We start from the raw sequence: 16,890 nt of genomic DNA, 5'->3' as shown, positions 1-16,890 counted from the left end.
TATCGTGGGTCAGCCATATTTCCAAGGAGGTCGCCTTTCGTGGGCACAGACACAAGCACCACGTCCCGTGATGCACACGAGATCGCGCAGGAACAAGCCTACGTAGATACCCTTTTCGCCCACCTCGACCAAGAAGTGGACCATGCTCGGACCCGCCTGGAGCAGGTCCAGGCGGAAGTGGACCCCGATAACCCGGATTCGGACGCCCTGGTGCGCCGCGAAACCGAGTACCACGGGCTTAACGCAAAGTTAGATACCCTCACTGTCGCAGAAATCGGCCTGGTTTTCGGTCGCATCGACATCAATGAACCCGGTGGCGAGAATCCCGTCCCCGGCCGGCCCGACCTTGATCGGCGCTACATCGGACGCATGGGTATCGACGATCGCGAGGATCATTACCGCACCCTCCTTCTCGATTGGCGCGCGCCAATGGCCCGCCCCTTCTACCTGGCCACCACTGCACACCCCGAAGGTGTGGAGCTGCGTCGCCAGATCCGCACGTCGGGGCGCGAGGTTACGGGCATTGACGACGAGGTCCTGTCCGGCGCAGTCCGCGACGAACCGACGGCCGATGTCAGCTCCGAGGCTGCGCTGCACCGCGCAATGAATGAGGCCCGAACGGGCCATATGACCTCGATCGTTGAAACAATTCAGCGCGAGCAAGACGAGATCATCCGCGACGATACCCGCGGAGTCCTCGTGGTTCAGGGCGGTCCCGGCACCGGCAAAACCGCTGTTGCCCTGCACCGCGTGGCCTACCTTTTGTACACCTGGCGTGACCAACTCGCGCGCACAGGCGTGCTCATTGTTGGCCCGAACAAGACCTTCCTGGACTACATTTCCCGCGTGCTTCCCGAACTCGGCGAGACCGGCGTGGTGCTGACCACCATCGGCGAGCTGGTTCCGGGGCTCACGCCAGAAGGCACCGAAAGTCTCATTGGCCGCGAGATCAAGGGCTCCGAAGAGATGGTCACCATCTTGAAACGCACCGTTCAGGGCTGGGAAACGCTTCCGGAGAAGACGGAGCGGATCACCATTGATTCCATCGAGCTCGAGGTGACCGAGGCGCTGGTGAAGAAGGCGCGCACCCGGGCACGTCGCTCGCGCAAGCCGCACAATCCGGCCCGCGCCATCTTTGCCGAGGAGTTCACCAACTTGCTCGCGCTGCAGATGGCCGACAAGATCGGCGCTGACCCGCTCGGCGGCGAAAACCTACTCTCAGCTGCCGATATTGATCAGCTCCACGATGATCTAGCGGAAGAAAAGGCGGTGCAGGGGCTCGTCGATAAGTTCTTTCCTGAGCTTGACCCTTCGATGTCCTCGACGCGCTGCTGACCGACCGTGACGCGATTGCGGCCGTCGCGGGCGACTACGACGAGGACACGCAGGAGGCGCTGTATCGCGAGGCGGGATCGCCGATGACGGCCTCCGATGCTGCGCTTATCGACGAGTTGGCGGTGCTCATTGGTGTTGCGGACCCGGAGGAGCAGCGGAAGAAGGAAGAGGAGGAATGGCGTCAACAGGTGGCCGAGGCCGAGGACGCGCTGGACATTTTGTCCTCCTCTGAGGCCACGGACAACGACGATGACCAGTTCGAGGCCGAGATTTTGTCCGCACACGACGTGATCGATGCGGAGACTCTGGCGAGCAGGCAAAAGGAGCGCGATATTCGTTCCACGGCGCAGCGTGCGCGCGAGGATTATCGCTGGGCATACGGTCACGTGATTGTCGACGAGGCGCAGGAACTCTCGCCGATGGAATGGCGGATGATTTTTAGGCGTTCACCGTCGCGGTGGATGACCCTGGTGGGCGATACTGCGCAGACTTCTTCGCCCGCGGGTATCGACGATTGGTCGACCGCACTGGAGCCCTATGTGGGGACGCGTTTCGCGCATCACGAGTTGACGGTGAATTATCGCACCCCAAGCGAGATCATGGAGCTGGCCAATCGCATTCTCGCTGAGATCGACCCCGAGGCGAAGCCCGCGCAGGCCATTCGCTCCACGGGCAAGCCGGTACGTTACCTGCCCAGTGGCACGGCGCCCGAAGAGATCGCGTTTGACGACGATCGCCTAGTCTCCGTGATTACTGCGGACAACGTCAGCGAGGTCAAGGGTCTGGAGTTCGACCATGTTGTTGTGGTTGAGCCGAAGTGCATTGTGGAGGCGTCGCCACAGGGTTGGCAAGACCTCTACGTTGCGGTGACTCGCGCAACGCAGACGCTGACTGTGATTGGTGAGCTGGAGTTCTAAGCGCTGAAAAGCCCTCGTCTTAAGTGACGAGGGCTTCTCTGCGTACCGCTGACTAGTTCACGGTGTGCACAATCATGACATCGCAGTCAGACTGGCGAGCAACATCAGCTGGGACGGAACCCAGCAGACGGCCGGTGAGCGAGTTAATGCCGCGGTTACCAACAACAAGAAGGTCTGCATTGTTGTCGTTGACGATTGCCATCAGGGCATCCACTGGGGTGCCTGGGCGCACGGCGGTTTCGATGTTGGTCGCACCGGACTCGCGAGCAACCTCGGAAGCTGCCTTGAGGTTCTTCTGTGCGATCTCATCGCCCAAGATGGTGACGGAATCCTGGCGCAGTGTCTTCGAAACGTCTTCCTCGGTTTCGTAGTAAGCACAACCGATGATGAGAGTTGCGTCGAATGCGGCTGCAATCTTTGCAGCGCGCTCCACTGCTAGAAGGGAAGACTTAGAACCGTCGGTGCCAACAACAATCGACTTGTAGTAACTGCTCATAATTTTCTTGTGACCTTTCAATCGAACTCGCGAATGCACGTTTGTATGTGTGGTTACCTATTCTAACAACATAGGTAACTATTTAGTCGTCACTTTCAGACGAAGTATCTACGATCATCACATCGCAATTCGACTGGCGCGCGACACCGGTCGGGATATTTCCGAAAACCCGACCGGACAGGGAGTTGACTCCCCTATTGCCTACAACAAGCAGGTCAGCGTTATGCTCGCGGACCGAATCCACCAGCACGTTCACCGGGGAGCCACCCTTTGCAATGAGGCGAACTTGCTTTGCCGATTCCTCGGAAGCGATGACGCCCGCCTTTTCCAAGTATTCCTGCGCACGGGAATCACTGACTACGGGAAGAGTGGAGTACTCGGAGGTAGGCGAATTCAGGAGCGAACCGGTGGTGTTGTAGTAAGCGCAGATGACCAACAGCTCAGCACCGTAGACTCTAGCGAGGCTAGCGGCAGAACGGACAGCTAAATACGAAGATGCGGAACCGTCCGTACCCACGATGATCGTATTGTATGAATGCATCGAAAGCTTCCTTTGTGTAGTTGCTCTGTGAAGTTGCTCGAGATATTTAGATTCCTGCTTCCTTTATACCCCGAAGTTCTTTTTTAAGGTCTGCAATCTCGTCGCGCAATCTGCCTGCAAGCTCGAATTTCAGGTCGCGTGCCGCCGCAGCCATCTGAGCCGAGAGCGAATCGATGAGTTTCTGCACCTCGTCGGCCGCCATCGTGGAGGTATCGGGGCGATCTGCCACGGCAGTGTCGCCCGCGACGGAATCAACGTCACCTGTGTTTTCGTACACTTCATCCAAAATGTCGGAGATTTTCTTCCGCAGCGGTTGCGGATCGATGCCATGTTTCTTGTTATAGGCGATCTGCTTCTCACGACGACGCTCAGTTTCGTCCAGCGCGTTGGCCATCGAATCGGTGATCTTGTCGGCGTACATGATCACCTTGCCCGAGACGTTACGGGCCGCACGTCCAATGGTCTGGATCAGCGACTTGCTGGAGCGCAGGAAGCCTTCCTTGTCTGCGTCGAGAATGGCCACCAGCGAAACCTCGGGCAAGTCGAGGCCCTCACGCAGCAGGTTGATGCCCACGAGCACGTCGTATTCGCCGAGGCGCAGCTGGCGCAAAAGCTCCACGCGCTGCAAGGTATCGATGTCCGAGTGCAAGTAGCGCACGCGGATTCCGTTTTCCACGAGATAGTCGGTGAGATCCTCGGCCATGCGCTTGGTCAGGGTGGTCACCAGCACGCGCTCATCCTTCGCGGTGCGCTGGCGAATCTCCTCAATGAGGTCGTCGATCTGGCCCTCGGTCTTGCGGACTTCTACCTCAGGGTCGACCAGACCGGTCGGGCGAATCACCTGCTCGACATATTCACCCTGGGCCGCCTCGAGCTCGTAGTCGCCCGGAGTAGCCGACATGTATACAGTCTGGCCAACGCGCTCTTCGAACTCCGCAAAGGTCAGTGGCCGGTTGTCCACCGCCGACGGGAGGCGGAAACCGAACTCAACGAGGTTGCGCTTGCGCGACATATCGCCCTCGTACATTCCGCCGATCTGTGGGACGGTGACGTGGGACTCGTCGATAATTGTGAGGAAGTCCTCCGGGAAGTAATCAATCAGCGTCGCTGGCGCCGAGCCTGCCTCGCGACCGTCCATGTGGCGCGAGTAGTTCTCAATGCCCGAGCAGAAACCAACCTGCTGGATCATCTCCAAGTCGTATTCGGTGCGCATGCGAAGGCGCTGGGCCTCGAGTAGTTTGCCGCGGTTTTCTAGGTCCTCGAGGCGATCGGCGAGTTCCTCCTTGATCGCCTCGATGGCCTTTTCCATGCGGTCCTCGCTGGCAACGTAGTGGGTGGCCGGGAAGATGCGCAGCTCGTCGACACGCTTCAAAATATCGCCCGTGACTGGGTGGATGTAATAGAGAGCATCGATATCATCGCCGAAGAACTCCACGCGGACGCCGACCTCTTCGTAGGCCGGGATGATGTCGACGGTGTCGCCCTTGACGCGGAAGGTGCCGCGGCGGAAGTCGATGTCGTTGCGCTCATATTGGATGTCTACCAACAGGCGAAGCAGCTGGTCGCGATCCACCTCCTCGTCGACACGCAAAACGACGGAACGATCGAGGTAGGACTGCGGTGTGCCCAGGCCGTAGATACAGGAGACGGAGCTGACCACGACTACGTCGCGACGCGAGAGCAAACTCGAGGTGGCCGCGTGGCGCAGGCGCTCGACGTCCTCGTTAATCGACGAGTCCTTCTCAATGTAGGTATCCGTCTGCGCGATGTAGGCCTCGGGCTGGTAGTAGTCGTAGTAGCTGACGAAGTACTCGACGGCGTTGTTCGGGAGCAACTCCTTGAGCTCGTTGGCTAACTGGGCGGCAAGCGTCTTGTTCGGCGCCATCACGAGGGTCGGGCGCTGCTGCTTCTCAATCAGCCAGGCCGCGGTTGCCGACTTACCAGTACCGGTGGCGCCCAGAAGCACCACGTCTTCCTCGCCGCGATTGAGGCGTTCGTCGAGCTCGGCGATGGCCTTCGGCTGGTCGCCGGAGGGCTCGAATTCGGAGATGACCTCAAACTTGTTATCGGCACGCTCGATGTCGCCGACGGGGCGGAAATCAGAATGTGGGATCACCGGGTGTTCAGCTGGAAATGCCATGCGTTCAAGTCTAGCGCTGGCGGTCGACGCTTAGTTATGGCCTAGGACAGGTCGACCCAGGACCGGGCTTTCCACTCGTTCAGTTCGGCCTTGCCACGCTTCTCCCACTGGCCGTAGAGGTCGGAGACTGTGGCATCCATGAGCACGGCGTCGAGGGACTCGCGCAGGTTGTTGCGCAATTTTGGCTCGTTGAGCTCTGCGATGGTCTCGTCCGGAATCCCCTCTGGCTTATTGCCGGTGGCCATGGCAGCCAGCGCGACGATCAGCTCGCCCTCGTCGGTACTAAGGTGCTTGTGGCCACGGTTCGGCAGCAGCTCGCTGACCGGCAGGCCACCCTTTTTCAGGTCGGCGATGAGTTCCTGGGCTTCGGTGTTGTCGAAAGGGCCGGTTTTTGCGATTGCTTCGGTTTGCTGGTTCGTGGTGTTCATGGAAAGCGAGTTTAATCCTGCTTGCGCTCGGGTTCGAGGTTGTTTTGGGTGTTTTCTTGGGGGTCCGCCGTTGCCGTGAGGGCCTCTTCCCCACCCTCCCTAGGTGAGGATCCCTGGGTACCGCAGTCACAGCTTTGGTCCGACCAACTGTCAAAACTCCGTGACCTCGATACCCCGGGATCTGCGATCATTGATGTGGCTTGGGCGGAAATCCCGAGGCTATTTGGGAGCTTCCCAGAGTGGGACCAGTTAGCTCACTTGGCGACATGTGCACCCTGGTGCGGACCGCCAAAAAGTCCGCACGGCGGACTATAGGGTGACAGAAATCCGTAAGTTCTTAACAATGTCCCACTTTGACGGATCCTCCGCATACTCCTGCGGACCCCAAAAAGTCCGCACGGCGGACTATACGACGATAGATATTGCCGAGCAACGTTCTACTGTTTTTGAAGAACCGACGGGACAGCGCCTGTCTTGCAAACCGAGGCGCGACCCTAAAAAGTCCGCACGGCGGACTATAAGCCGACAGGTATTGGCAGATTCTCCGCCTATTCCCCACCTTGATGGTCATACTGTCGGTTCTGCAGACCTTCAAAAAGTCCGCACGGCGGAATATAAGCCGACAGGTATTGGCAGATTCTCCGCCTATTCCCCACCTTGATGGTCATACTGTCGGTTCTGCAGACCTTCAAAAAGTCCGCACGGCGGACTATAGAGCGACAGAAATCCGTAGTTTCTTAACGATCTCCCACTTTGACGGATCCCCCACAGACTCCTGCGGACCCCAAAAAGTCCGCACGGCGGACTATAAGCCAATAGGTATTCGCTTAAGCTACTTTCCCGATTGGGTCAGGCGATCGAGATACTGACTCATTTCGCCGCTAACGATTGCATTATGTACTACGCCTTGTCCAACCATGGATTCTGTCGCAAACAGCAAAGTAATCACGGCAAGTACTTGCTCTGGAGTCATTTCTGAGATGGAAACTTGACTGGTAAATTCTGCTACGCTTCGTCCTTGCAAGTCATCCAGTGCGTTTTCACGCTTCAAAGCTTCGAACTCGTTTTTAAATTCTTCGCGTAGCTGAGCAGTGTCTTCAGGAGCAAGTTGAAGGGCAGCAGCTTCAGCAACGGCGTCTGAAAATTTAGTTAGGGCAGCGTATTTTCCTCGGTATGATGCATCGTCTCCCTCGCCAGAATCATCTCCTGTTTGGTCGCTACTTGTTGGCCTTAGAGTGAAGATCAAATCTTCTGGGTCCAGGCCAAGCCTTTCAAATAGCCGACGTAGGAGCCCTATCTTCTGGTTGGTATCAGTATTCACCTGCACTGCTAATCCTGGGTCTACTACCGTGTATCCTGACTTTGGCTTGTCAGCCTCTGCAACATTTGTAGTCAGCCGAGGTTCGTCCTTTGCTGCAGCCAGAATGGCCGAACGGTGTTCGTCGAGTAAGGCAGAAACGATCTTTGGTACAGCCTCGGTCCAAGACTCCACCGTTTCGGATATGTCGCCAAATTCATAAGCAGTAATTACCTTGCTTCTGAACGAAGTATCCGTACCCATCGGCTCCGTCGGTCGAACGACCTCTGGTGGTTTGAAATCAGTCTCGATAAATTTCCAATAGCCTATTGCCTGTATACTGAGCCGGTGGCTCCGATCGGACATGGCTGCTTCGTCCCAGCGTTGAGCACTTTTCACATCGATGTTGAGCCTGTAGGGCGATGTGGAAAATCCACCTTCCATCTCTTGTTTTTTAGAGAACGACGAATTGGAGTACGTGGAGTTGTATCCCGTCACCGTCAGGTTTCCAATTCTGTTTTCCCATGCATCATGAATTTCGTGAGCATTTGGACCAAGCTCATCTTCCCATGCTTTTGTCAAAGTCTGAGGCATAATGTGTTCAATTGTTAAGTCCCCTGTTTCGATCTTGGCAGCAATATCTCGGTTGTCGTTTGAGTCGCCATTCTCCAAGACATCGAAAAGATACTGTCGTTGACTTGGGCGAAGATGATACATATCGCGGGTTGCGAAACTTTCGCGAAAATCAACATCGTTGGGGAATCGTCCTGATCCGCCGTCGCGACGCCGAAGAATCCAGGTCAGCAGGCTTGCGTAACTTTGCCCGTCAGTCCTCAGTTTTCGAATGTCGTTATATGCAGTTGCAAATGTCTTATTCATCGAGTTCGCTGGTACTTGGCAAATGCTTCGACGGAAAATATAGGATTCAATGATCCGTACAACATCGTCAAGATCATTTTCCGTAATTCTTCCAGACTTAGCATCGGCAATTACTGGCATCAAAAACGGGTAAACGACATCACTGAGAATTAAGTTGGCGCGGCGCAGGCGGCGGTCAACCTTAGGGAATCCTGTTGATGCATGAGTAATTGCCCTGCTGTTTTTCGAGTACTCAAACATGTCATCGAGGATTTCGGAAACAGAATCACTGCTTCGCTGCACGTAGCGCTTAAACGCTTCGAACACATCATTTTCCCGAGGAGTCTTGCTTGTCTTTGCAGTGAGATACCAGCGTATGAACCAGTCTGTTCGATAGTCCACATTCTCTTCGATCGGGTTCCAACGATCCTCGTAGAGCCGCTCCTGCTCAGCTAAGTTCTGGTTCATAAGTACAAGATTTCGAATCTTGTCGGACTCGCTGAGGTTTAGTCCAGTTGAATTTAGGGATTCAAAAATGCTTTGGGGGTCGTCGTGCTCTTCAAGATCTAAATGCATTACCTCGAGCCTTCTGATGGCATCCCATAAGCGAGATGCATCTAGATTCGTTTTGCGCAGACGCTCCCGAAAATAGCGGTAGTTTGCAGTCACATTCGATGAATCTACAAAGTCCTCCTCAGGCCCAAAAAGTGCCCTATATGCTGCTGCATCATTTTTTACTGGCTTAAGCTTAAATTTCGGCTTTCTGGGGTCGGAGTCATTCAATAGATAGTTTTTTAGGAGCTTCGGCCCAAGGTCAGAATCCTCGCCGGCGACTATCTCATCTTCTTCAAGTGCTCTTGTAATGGCAAGCATAAGAAGGCTAACCGTCGTCAACCTTTGCTGACCGTCAATTACTACCCATTTCCACGAACCTTCGGTTTTACCTACGACAGCTCCGAAAAAGTGTTTCGGTTTTACGCTTTTGTCGGCCAATGCCAAAGATTCAAGATCATCGAAAAGTCGGGCGCACTGAGCTGTTCCCCAGTCATAATTTCGTTGATAGACGGGAATCTCCAACGTGGTATCTCCCATGTTGAAGATTTTCCAAATCTCGGTGGGCTGACCCTTCATTGCACTTCCTTTAAAGCTATTTTTATGATTTTGCGCGCTAAAGGAAGAATACCGATGCAGTTGGGGTCTTGCCTCAGCAAGCAAAGTTAGTTAGTCGAGCTCCTAGAATGATCCGCCCCTACGGGAGTATCCGCTGTCATTGCTGTCGGAATTGCTCGATCCGCTTGAACTACTGGAGCTACTGGAAGAACTAGAACTACTCCAGGATGAGCTGAAACCGGCGGCAGACCGACGCTGGGAGGTACGCCGTGATTGCTGCTGTTCCTCTTCCAACTCGAGACTTTCTCGATAGTTCTTTTCTCCTTCTTCAGCAAGCTGAATCGCCGAAAGAGCACCATTTCGCGCTTCTCGAGCAAACTGCATTGCAGTGTCAGTTTGAGTGATCCGGAGACTTGGAGCCTGAGCCAGCAATCCTCTTGCTTGGACTACAGTCATTCGGGCTTGGGAACCCCAAGGACCCGACTGCCGAGCCACTTTGATCTCAGCCCTTTGGATCGTTTCTTGGGCCGAGGCATAAAGATCATCAAACTTCTTCAGTTCAAATTCTCGTGCAGAAATCGCTTCTTGTGCTGAAGCAACTCGCTCATCAATGTCTACATCGATGCTAACAAGATCTTCATATGCGCTGACTAGCTCACCATCGGAGGGATTTTCCACGGAATCTAGTTGTGTGGAAAAATCGCCTAAATCATTCTGGAATTCATCCCAATCGTAGGCTGCGTAAATTTCCCGACCGTACTCCTCGGTTGCAGCTGCATTGAGGAGCTTGCTGCGCAACCTTCCGAGGAATGGCTGATAATCTCCGCGCGCCATTAAGAAGTCTTGCTCAGTAGTTTCAACTCGATTAAGAAGTCCCTCGGAGCGTTCGAGAAGGTATCCGATCTCACGGATCAGCCCCAGTAGTGGCCCTCGGCTTGCCGTGGGATCTTGTTCAATCTCGAAGGCATCACTAAGGAGCTGCTCAGTTTTGTCTAAATTAGCTCGAACAGTCGCAGTATTTTCAAGTATTGATTCCACTACAGCCGGGCCATAGCGACGCTCCACATCGGCAACAATTTCATCCGCTGGCGCGACGCGCGTCGTGAGTGTGACCTTTTGCTGGGTGTACTGACGCAACGTGCTCGCAGCATTGTTGGATTGCTCCTGGAGTTCAATTCCCTCTGCAATATTGTCTGCCAAAACCTCATTCGCTCGCATGCCATCACTAATCGTTCCAAGTAGCTTGGTACGTCGGGTGGCTTCCCAAGGTAAGGAGGTCGTTTTGGATCCAACGTTGTTCTTATTCAGAGCATCTCGCACCAATTTGATCCAGCTGCTCAGCATGTTCCGACTAAAACGCTTCCACTTCACTTCGCGAGTGTTTTCAGCATCAGTGAGAGGGATGCCCAATTCACGAAGTATGTTCCGCCCGTTGTTTGCAGTTTCTTCTGCGGTACCAATATTTTGCGTATAAACTCCGGTCCGAGCCGACCCCAACAGGGAACTGACCACATTCAATTGCCCCTTCGCTCGTTCGATTGTAGCGTCAGCTTTTTGAACAGTTTCCACTGCAAACTGTTCAAGTGCTGGCGTAGTTAGGGTTTCGATCTCCTTCATGCCCTTCGAGGTCTGGGTGCGAGCAAACTCAACCTCCTTTTTCCAATGACGAGAATTGAACTGATAGAGAACCGCGCTTGGTATCGCGAGCACTACCATTAGCATCAGCCACCCGAAGACTGCGCCTAGGCCACTTGAATCCTTAACCGGTTGGGTCTGTGTCTCCACAGCTCGTGTTGGAGTTTGCTCGGGTTCTGCGAGTGCATCCGAAATGGACTTGTCCATCGCCGCAATTGCCCCATCGACGGCCGAACCCCATTCATCGGCACGTTGTCGTGCAGTCACGTTGTCCTGAGCAATCTGGGCCGCAGTTCCTGCCGCAGATTTACCTGCTGCAGCCCAATCCGAATCAGACAGTCCTGGAAAAAGTGCATCCTCTAGATCGTCGAGGTTTCTGTCACTCCAGTAGCCTGCACGAGTGTCAGCAGCAATTCCATATTGCCGCTCATCCGTAGCAATCGCCACCACCGCAGTATTACCGCCACCCCTAGCCGCAGCTGCAGCTTCTGCCCAATCCAAGGGATTCCAACCACCGAACGACGGCATATAAACAACGAATAGAGACTTTTGATCCAGCTGGAGCGCTTGTTGGATGGAATCATCAATTTCCGAAACATCCAAAGGTTGAAGCACGCCGGAAAGGTCAGTGACCCGGTCAGCTAGGAGTTCGGGTGCAAGCGTTGTGTCCAAAACTGGAGCTTCCTGGGCCACAACGATTTGGGAGTCGGAATGGCTCGGGGCGCCGTGCGCAACTGCGACTGGGGTGATTGAAAGAAGAGCGGCAGCACCTACTGCCGTCGCTCCAGCCATCAATTTGGAGCGCAAAGCGTCGATTTGCATAGTGGAAAGATTACATTGAAGCGTCAAATAATCAGATTTGAACAATCGATTTCCGCAAATACCAAACTTATGCTTGAAATTTCAGAGCTTAAGCCTTGAAACCCAATTTCTCGCAGTCGCCATTACCCCCATTCAGGCCTAGACAAATTGTAGGTTAACCCCCAACTCCCAGCCGCAGCATTCCCCCTCAATTTGGCTTATATACGTACGAGTCCCAAAAAACCGATAACGTAGGACCTCATGTCCGCGGAAACAAAAGTGCTTGGAAAAACAGCACAGCAAGCCCAACCCTCCACCGAGCAACTCGCCCCAGGCGTAACGGTAGAGGTCCGCGACGAACATTGGCTGGTCACCGGCGTCGCCCGCACCAAAGACGGCTTCCGCGTCAGGGTTCGAGGCTTGTCTGATTACGTCCGCGACACCACCGCGACCTTCTTCACCGCGCTCGATCGCATCGAGGTACTCGACCCAACCAAGGTAGATGTCATCCCCGACGACTCGCCTAGGTATCGTCACGCGCGCCTCTGGGTCGAGTCCACGCTCCGGCAAACAGCAGTCCCCCTGCATCAGCAGGAGCTGGAAGTCTCCACCCGCATGCTGGCCGACCCGCTCGACTACCAGCTCGCGGCGGTGCACAAGGCGCTGAGCCCCGACAACGTGCGCCCACGCATCCTGCTCGCGGATGCCGTCGGTCTAGGTAAGACCCTTGAAATCGGCATGATCTTGGCCGAGTTGATCCGGCGCGGTCGTGGGGAACGCATTCTCGTCGTCACGCCAAAACACGTTATGGAGCAGTTCCAGCAGGAACTCTGGACGCGTTTTGCCATCCCGCTCGTGCGCCTCGACTCGGTGGGAATTCAGAAGGTGCGCCAGAAGCTGCCGGCGTCTCGCAACCCGTTCACGTATTTCCCGCGGGTGATCGTATCCATGGACACTCTGAAGTCGCCGAAGTACCGCGCGCAGTTAAATAAGGTGCGCTGGGACGCAGTAGTTATCGACGAGATCCACAACGCCACCAACGTGGGCACCCAAAACAACGAGCTCGCGCGCACGCTGGCCCCGACCACCGATGCGTTGATACTGATCCGTCGCGGTGTGCCGCTCTTCGACCACGCAATTGTCGACGAGGCCCAGGACTTCCACGCCGGCCACTGGCGGTTCCTGCGCGCTGCAGTGCGCAAGGGACCTAACGATATCTTCATCGCCGAGGATTCTCACCAGCGCATTTACGGCCAGCACTTGACCATGTCGCATTTTGACATCACGATCCGTGGCCGCGCTTCACGCAAACTCACCCGCAATTACCGCACCACGCACGAAACGCTGAACTACGCGATGAAGATCCTCGAGGGTGAAGAATGGCGCGATTCCAGCGACGAGGAAGATACCACCACCGGCTACCGCTCGCTACGCAATGGCCCCGAGCCGATTGTTGTGCATGCCGCTACCGAAGCCGAGCAGATGGACGCTGTTATTGCGCAGCTGCATAAGTGGCAGGACTCTGCTCAGGGTGAATTGAACTTCGGCATCTTGGTGCGCAGCCGTGCGGATGTTCGTAGAGTTACTGCTGCGCTGACGTCCGCTGGCTTCGATGCCACCGTAACCCGCCAGGCCACGGTCGCTGCCGAGCACGACATTTCCGTGATGACGATGCACTCCGCCAAGGGACTGGAGTTCACACATGTCGTGCTGCTAGGCGTAAACGCGCAGTCCATGCCTCAGGCGTTCCGCTTGAACGGCCTTGCGGAAGCTGAGCGCGACGACGTGCTTCAGCGCGAGCGGGCCTTGTTGTACGTTGCGGCTTCCCGCGCCCGAGACGCACTGATGATCACCGCGGTTGGCGAGGCTTCGGAGTTGTTGCCGGCGGAGTGAGGGTCTGCTTCTCCCAGAACCGAAAAAGTCCGCACGGCGGACTATAAGGTGACAGGTATTGCCGTGCAGAGGCGTGGCTTCGGGCTTCGATTACTCGATTTGGCTAATTGTGTTCGACTAATTAGCTCGAAAATCGGGCTATTTTCCCATTAATTAGCAATCCACAATTCGCCATTTCGACTGAGAGCGTGGCTGCTTGGGGCACGTTGGCCACCTTCCAGCCACGAAATGGCCCCAGAACCGAAAAAGTCCGCACGGCGGACTATAGGCCGACAGGTATTGATGCGCTGGGGCGTGGCTTCAGATAGCGCCCCGACTTACCCTGTTGCGTACGCGTGCGGACCCCAAAAAGTCCGCACGGCGGACTATTGCGCGACAGGTATTTCCGTGCAGAGGCGTGGCTTCGAGCTTCGATTACTCGGATTAGCTAATTGTGTTTGACTAATTAGCTCGAAAATCGGGGTATTTGCCCGTTAATTAGCTATACACAATTAGCCATTTCGACTGAGAGCGTGGCTGCTTGGGGCACGTTGGCCACCTTCCAGCCATGAAATGGCCCCCGGACCCCAAAAAGTCCGCACGGCGGACTATAGGCCGACAGTTATCTCCCGACAGAACCCCAAATTCGGCGCTACGCGAAGGGCTTGGACGCCTCGTCGAGTGCGGCGACCTCGTCGTCGTCAAGCTTGAGCGAACCCGCAGCCACCAGTGCCGGCAACTGCTCCGGGGTCGATGCGGAAGCGATCGGCGCGGTCACGCCCTTGGCCAACTGCCATGCAAGCGCAATGGTGGCAGGCTCGACATCGCGGGCCTCGGCGACCTGGACAAGCTTATCCACGACAGCGAAACCCTCGTCGGTCGCATAACCGCCAAGGAAACCTTCGCGGTTCTTGCCTTCCATATCCTCGGCGGAGCGGTACTTGCCGGTGAGGAAGCCGGAAGCCAGGGAGAAGTAGGTAAAGGTTGCCGCGCCGAATTCCTTCGCGATTGGCTGGTAGGACTCCTCGAAATCCTTGCGGTGCACCAGGTTGTACTGTGGCTGGATCGCAACAGGAACCGTGAGGTTGTTGGCGGTTGCGTACTCGAACCACTCGCGCATGCGCTCAGGCGAGAAGTTAGAAAGGGCGATGTTGCGGACCTTGCCGGTTTTCACCAGTTCATCGAAGGTGGTTACCTGGTCGGCGATGGAGACCTTTTCGTCGTCGTAGTGAATGTAGTACAGGTCGATGTAGTCGGTCTGCAGGCGCTCAAGCGATGCGTCGACGGCACCGAAAACGGAGTCGTGCTGCAGATTATCGTAAGGTGCCAGCCCGCCCATCTTGGTGGCCAGGACAATGTCGGCGCGGTTTCCTCGGGCCTTGAACCACTCGCCAAGAACCTTCTCCGAGTCGCCGCCGGTATTGTCGCCGGCCCACACGGCGTAGAGGTCAGCGGTATCAACGTAAGTGCCGCCGGCTTCGACGAAGGCATCAAGAACTGCGAAGGATGCTTCCTTGTCGGAGGTCCATCCGAAGGTGTTGCCACCGAGGACGAGGGGAAGGTTCATTGTTGGCAAGGCCATTGAGTACTCCTTAAGTTTGTGTGTCACGCTCTGACTTTACGTGTAAAGCCTACTTTAACTACTTGACTTTACATGTCAAGCCAGAATGTATGATGGATTTATGACCACCGAGAATGATTCCAACGCTACTCCGAATTGGCTCTCCGACACTGAGCAGGACGCTTGGCTGTCCCTCTGGTCCATTCTGGAATGGCTCCCCGTGCGTCTCGGCGAACAGATGCAGGCCGAGTCCGGAATATCGCTGGCGGAATACAATGCGCTCTCTCAGATCTCGATGGTTCCGGACGCAACGATCAGGCTCAGCGAGCTCGCCGAGATGGCCAACATGAAGCTGCCACACCTCTCGCGCGTGATGACCAGGCTGGAAAACGCTGGTTGGGTGATCCGCTTCCCCGACCCGACTAACGGGCGTTATACGTTGGCGCAGCTCACCGAAGCTGGAAAGCAAAAGGTGGCCGAGGCTGCCCCCGGCCACGTTGCTGCTGTGCGTCGCTATGTTTTTGATTCGTTGAGCCCCGAGCAGGTCGAGGCGATGGTGGAGATCAACACCCCGATCGTGAAGGCGATTGGCGCGCCACACCTGAATCGGTAGCTCGGACCGCGGTGGCAGATTAATTGTTGAGGATCCCAGAATCAGGATCCCTGGATACCGTGGTCAGGGCTTTGGTGTGACGAAAGGGCAAAAGGCTCTGACCCCGCCACACTGGGATCCTCACCCATTGATGTGGAACGGGAGAGATAGGCCAAGCCTCTAAGGCACCAGCATCACCTTAATGGCCTCGCGCTGATCCATCAGGCGATAACCCTCGGCGGCCTCGGACAGGGGCAGCTTCTTGTCGAAGACAACTCCCGGGTTGATGTCGCCGTTGAAAATCAATTCCACCAGGTGAGGCAGGTAGCGACGCACCGGCGCCGGGCCACCGTGCAGGTGCACCAGCCCAAAGAACAAAAGGTCACCTGGCAGTTCAACATCGTGAGACACACCGACGTAGCCGATCGAACCACCGGGGCGGGTCGAGCGGATCGCCTGCATCATGGATTCCTGGGTTCCCACAGCCTCGACAACAGAGTGAGCGCCAAGGCCACCGGTCATCGCCAGGATCTTTTGCACGGCCTCGTCGCCACGCTCTTCGATGATGTCCGTCGCACCGAACTGCCGGGCGAGCGCCTGGCGGTCCGGGTACTTGCTGGAGATGATGATCCGCTCGGCGCCCAGCTGCTTGGCTGCGAGCACGCCCATCAGGCCGACGGCGCCGTCGCCGACAACCGCAACCGTCTTGCCAGGACCAGCACCCGCGGCGTCGGCCGCGAACCAACCAGTGCCCAGTACGTCCGAGGCTGCGAGGACGGAGGCGAGTTGCTCGTCGTTAGGTGCTGCGGGCAGCGCGATTAGGGTGCCGTCCGCGTAGGGAATCCGCGCCTTGTCTGCCTGGGTGCCAATCGTGCCGTCGACGAATTGGCCGTGCACGCATCGCGACTGGTAGCCGGCCTCGCAAATCTCGCAGGTGCCATCCGAGATGACGAAGGATCCGACGACCCAATCCCCCGGCTTCACAGTTTCCACTGCAGACCCAACAGCCTCAACCACGCCGACGTATTCGTGGCCCATGAGCTGGTCCTCGGGTTCGTCGGCGCCGCGGTATGGCCACAGGTCAGAGCCACAGACGCACGCCGCCTTGATGGCGATGACCGCATCAGTTGGCGCCTCGATCCGCGGGTCTGGCCTTTCTTGAATTTGAACGTCACCTGGTGCGTGCAATACAACTCCGCGCATGATCTTCCTTTCAATCGAACTGTTCTCACACACCAGGTTAAGCCCGCACCGGGCACTGAAGGAGCCCCTGACAGTGCCTGATTCGCCCACGCGCCAAGCACTAG

10 protein-coding genes and 2 pseudogenes are annotated in these 16,890 nt (G+C 56.2%); 4 read left to right on the top strand and 8 right to left on the bottom strand.

Features of this window, described 5'->3' with window-relative positions:
- Nucleotides 1-39 precede the first annotated feature (39 nt).
- Nucleotides 40-2,252, top strand: a pseudogene (locus tag ACXZ66_RS07000) (HelD family protein).
- 52 nt (nucleotides 2,253-2,304) lie between these two features.
- Here ACXZ66_RS07000 and ACXZ66_RS06995 read toward each other — a convergent pair.
- The 6 genes from ACXZ66_RS06995 to ACXZ66_RS06970 form a co-directional block, all read right to left on the bottom strand.
- Nucleotides 2,305-2,748: a universal stress protein gene (locus ACXZ66_RS06995; RefSeq protein WP_458751211.1), complete on the bottom strand. Its 444-nt coding sequence runs from the start codon at nucleotides 2,746-2,748 to the stop codon at nucleotides 2,305-2,307.
- Nucleotides 2,749-2,830: 82 nt separating this feature from the next.
- Nucleotides 2,831-3,289 carry a universal stress protein gene (locus tag ACXZ66_RS06990; protein ID WP_458751209.1) on the bottom strand — a complete coding sequence of 153 codons (459 nt, stop codon included), beginning with the start codon at nucleotides 3,287-3,289 and terminating at the stop codon, nucleotides 2,831-2,833.
- A 46-nt stretch (nucleotides 3,290-3,335) separates the two neighbouring features.
- Nucleotides 3,336-5,429: an excinuclease ABC subunit UvrB gene (uvrB, locus tag ACXZ66_RS06985; RefSeq protein WP_458751207.1), complete on the bottom strand. Its 2,094-nt coding sequence runs from the start codon at nucleotides 5,427-5,429 to the stop codon at nucleotides 3,336-3,338.
- Between the two features lie 41 nt (nucleotides 5,430-5,470).
- Nucleotides 5,471-5,857, bottom strand: coding sequence for a DUF4259 domain-containing protein (locus ACXZ66_RS06980; RefSeq protein ID WP_458751205.1), 387 nt, complete (start codon nucleotides 5,855-5,857; stop codon nucleotides 5,471-5,473).
- A gap of 832 nt (nucleotides 5,858-6,689) precedes the next feature.
- Nucleotides 6,690-9,143 (bottom strand): DUF262 domain-containing protein, encoded by a 2,454-nt coding sequence (locus ACXZ66_RS06975; protein WP_458751204.1) that lies wholly within the window; start codon nucleotides 9,141-9,143, stop codon nucleotides 6,690-6,692.
- A 102-nt stretch (nucleotides 9,144-9,245) separates the two neighbouring features.
- On the bottom strand, nucleotides 9,246-11,549 hold the full coding sequence (locus tag ACXZ66_RS06970; protein ID WP_458751313.1) for a TPM domain-containing protein: 2,304 nt from the start codon (nucleotides 11,547-11,549) through the stop codon (nucleotides 9,246-9,248).
- Nucleotides 11,550-11,819: 270 nt separating this feature from the next.
- On the opposite strand from ACXZ66_RS06970, the pseudogene ACXZ66_RS06965 reads away from it, so the two are divergent.
- Together ACXZ66_RS06965 and ACXZ66_RS06960 are read left to right on the top strand one after the other, a co-directional pair.
- Nucleotides 11,820-12,662, top strand: a pseudogene (locus ACXZ66_RS06965) (DEAD/DEAH box helicase); the annotation flags it as partial.
- A 162-nt stretch (nucleotides 12,663-12,824) separates the two neighbouring features.
- Complete coding sequence (locus tag ACXZ66_RS06960; protein WP_458751311.1) at nucleotides 12,825-13,451, top strand: 3'-5' exonuclease; 627 nt, start codon at nucleotides 12,825-12,827, stop codon at nucleotides 13,449-13,451.
- A gap of 631 nt (nucleotides 13,452-14,082) precedes the next feature.
- On the opposite strand, the gene ACXZ66_RS06955 is transcribed toward ACXZ66_RS06960, so the two are convergent.
- Nucleotides 14,083-15,012 (bottom strand): aldo/keto reductase, encoded by a 930-nt coding sequence (locus tag ACXZ66_RS06955; protein WP_458751202.1) that lies wholly within the window; start codon nucleotides 15,010-15,012, stop codon nucleotides 14,083-14,085.
- Nucleotides 15,013-15,112: 100 nt separating this feature from the next.
- Between ACXZ66_RS06955 and ACXZ66_RS06950 the strand changes: the two genes are divergently transcribed.
- On the top strand, nucleotides 15,113-15,604 hold the full coding sequence (locus ACXZ66_RS06950) for a MarR family winged helix-turn-helix transcriptional regulator (RefSeq protein WP_458751201.1): 492 nt from the start codon (nucleotides 15,113-15,115) through the stop codon (nucleotides 15,602-15,604).
- A gap of 159 nt (nucleotides 15,605-15,763) precedes the next feature.
- Here the strand turns inward: ACXZ66_RS06950 and ACXZ66_RS06945 are convergent, their stop codons facing one another.
- The gene (locus ACXZ66_RS06945; protein ID WP_458751199.1) at nucleotides 15,764-16,786 is read right to left on the bottom strand and encodes a zinc-dependent alcohol dehydrogenase family protein; all 1,023 of its coding nucleotides are present in this window, start codon (nucleotides 16,784-16,786) and stop codon (nucleotides 15,764-15,766) included.
- Nucleotides 16,787-16,890: the final 104 nt, after the last annotated feature.

Source organism: Corynebacterium sp. S7, assembly GCF_054401105.1.
The sequence above is the reverse complement of the archived record's forward strand: the minus strand, read 5'-3'. Positions and strand labels throughout refer to the sequence as shown.

Coding starts and splice junctions, on each gene's coding strand:
- ACXZ66_RS06960 (WP_458751311.1), top strand. CDS start 12,825: ATGTCGCATTTTGACATCACGATCCGTGGCCGCGCTTCACGCAAACTC.
- uvrB (WP_458751207.1), bottom strand. CDS start 5,429: ATGGCATTTCCAGCTGAACACCCGGTGATCCCACATTCTGATTTCCGC.
- ACXZ66_RS06945 (WP_458751199.1), bottom strand. CDS start 16,786: ATGCGCGGAGTTGTATTGCACGCACCAGGTGACGTTCAAATTCAAGAA.
- ACXZ66_RS06975 (WP_458751204.1), bottom strand. CDS start 9,143: ATGAAGGGTCAGCCCACCGAGATTTGGAAAATCTTCAACATGGGAGAT.
- ACXZ66_RS06995 (WP_458751211.1), bottom strand. CDS start 2,748: ATGAGCAGTTACTACAAGTCGATTGTTGTTGGCACCGACGGTTCTAAG.
- ACXZ66_RS06970 (WP_458751313.1), bottom strand. CDS start 11,549: ATGGCTGGAGCGACGGCAGTAGGTGCTGCCGCTCTTCTTTCAATCACC.
- ACXZ66_RS06950 (WP_458751201.1), top strand. CDS start 15,113: ATGACCACCGAGAATGATTCCAACGCTACTCCGAATTGGCTCTCCGAC.
- ACXZ66_RS06955 (WP_458751202.1), bottom strand. CDS start 15,012: ATGGCCTTGCCAACAATGAACCTTCCCCTCGTCCTCGGTGGCAACACC.
- ACXZ66_RS06980 (WP_458751205.1), bottom strand. CDS start 5,857: ATGAACACCACGAACCAGCAAACCGAAGCAATCGCAAAAACCGGCCCT.
- ACXZ66_RS06990 (WP_458751209.1), bottom strand. CDS start 3,289: ATGCATTCATACAATACGATCATCGTGGGTACGGACGGTTCCGCATCT.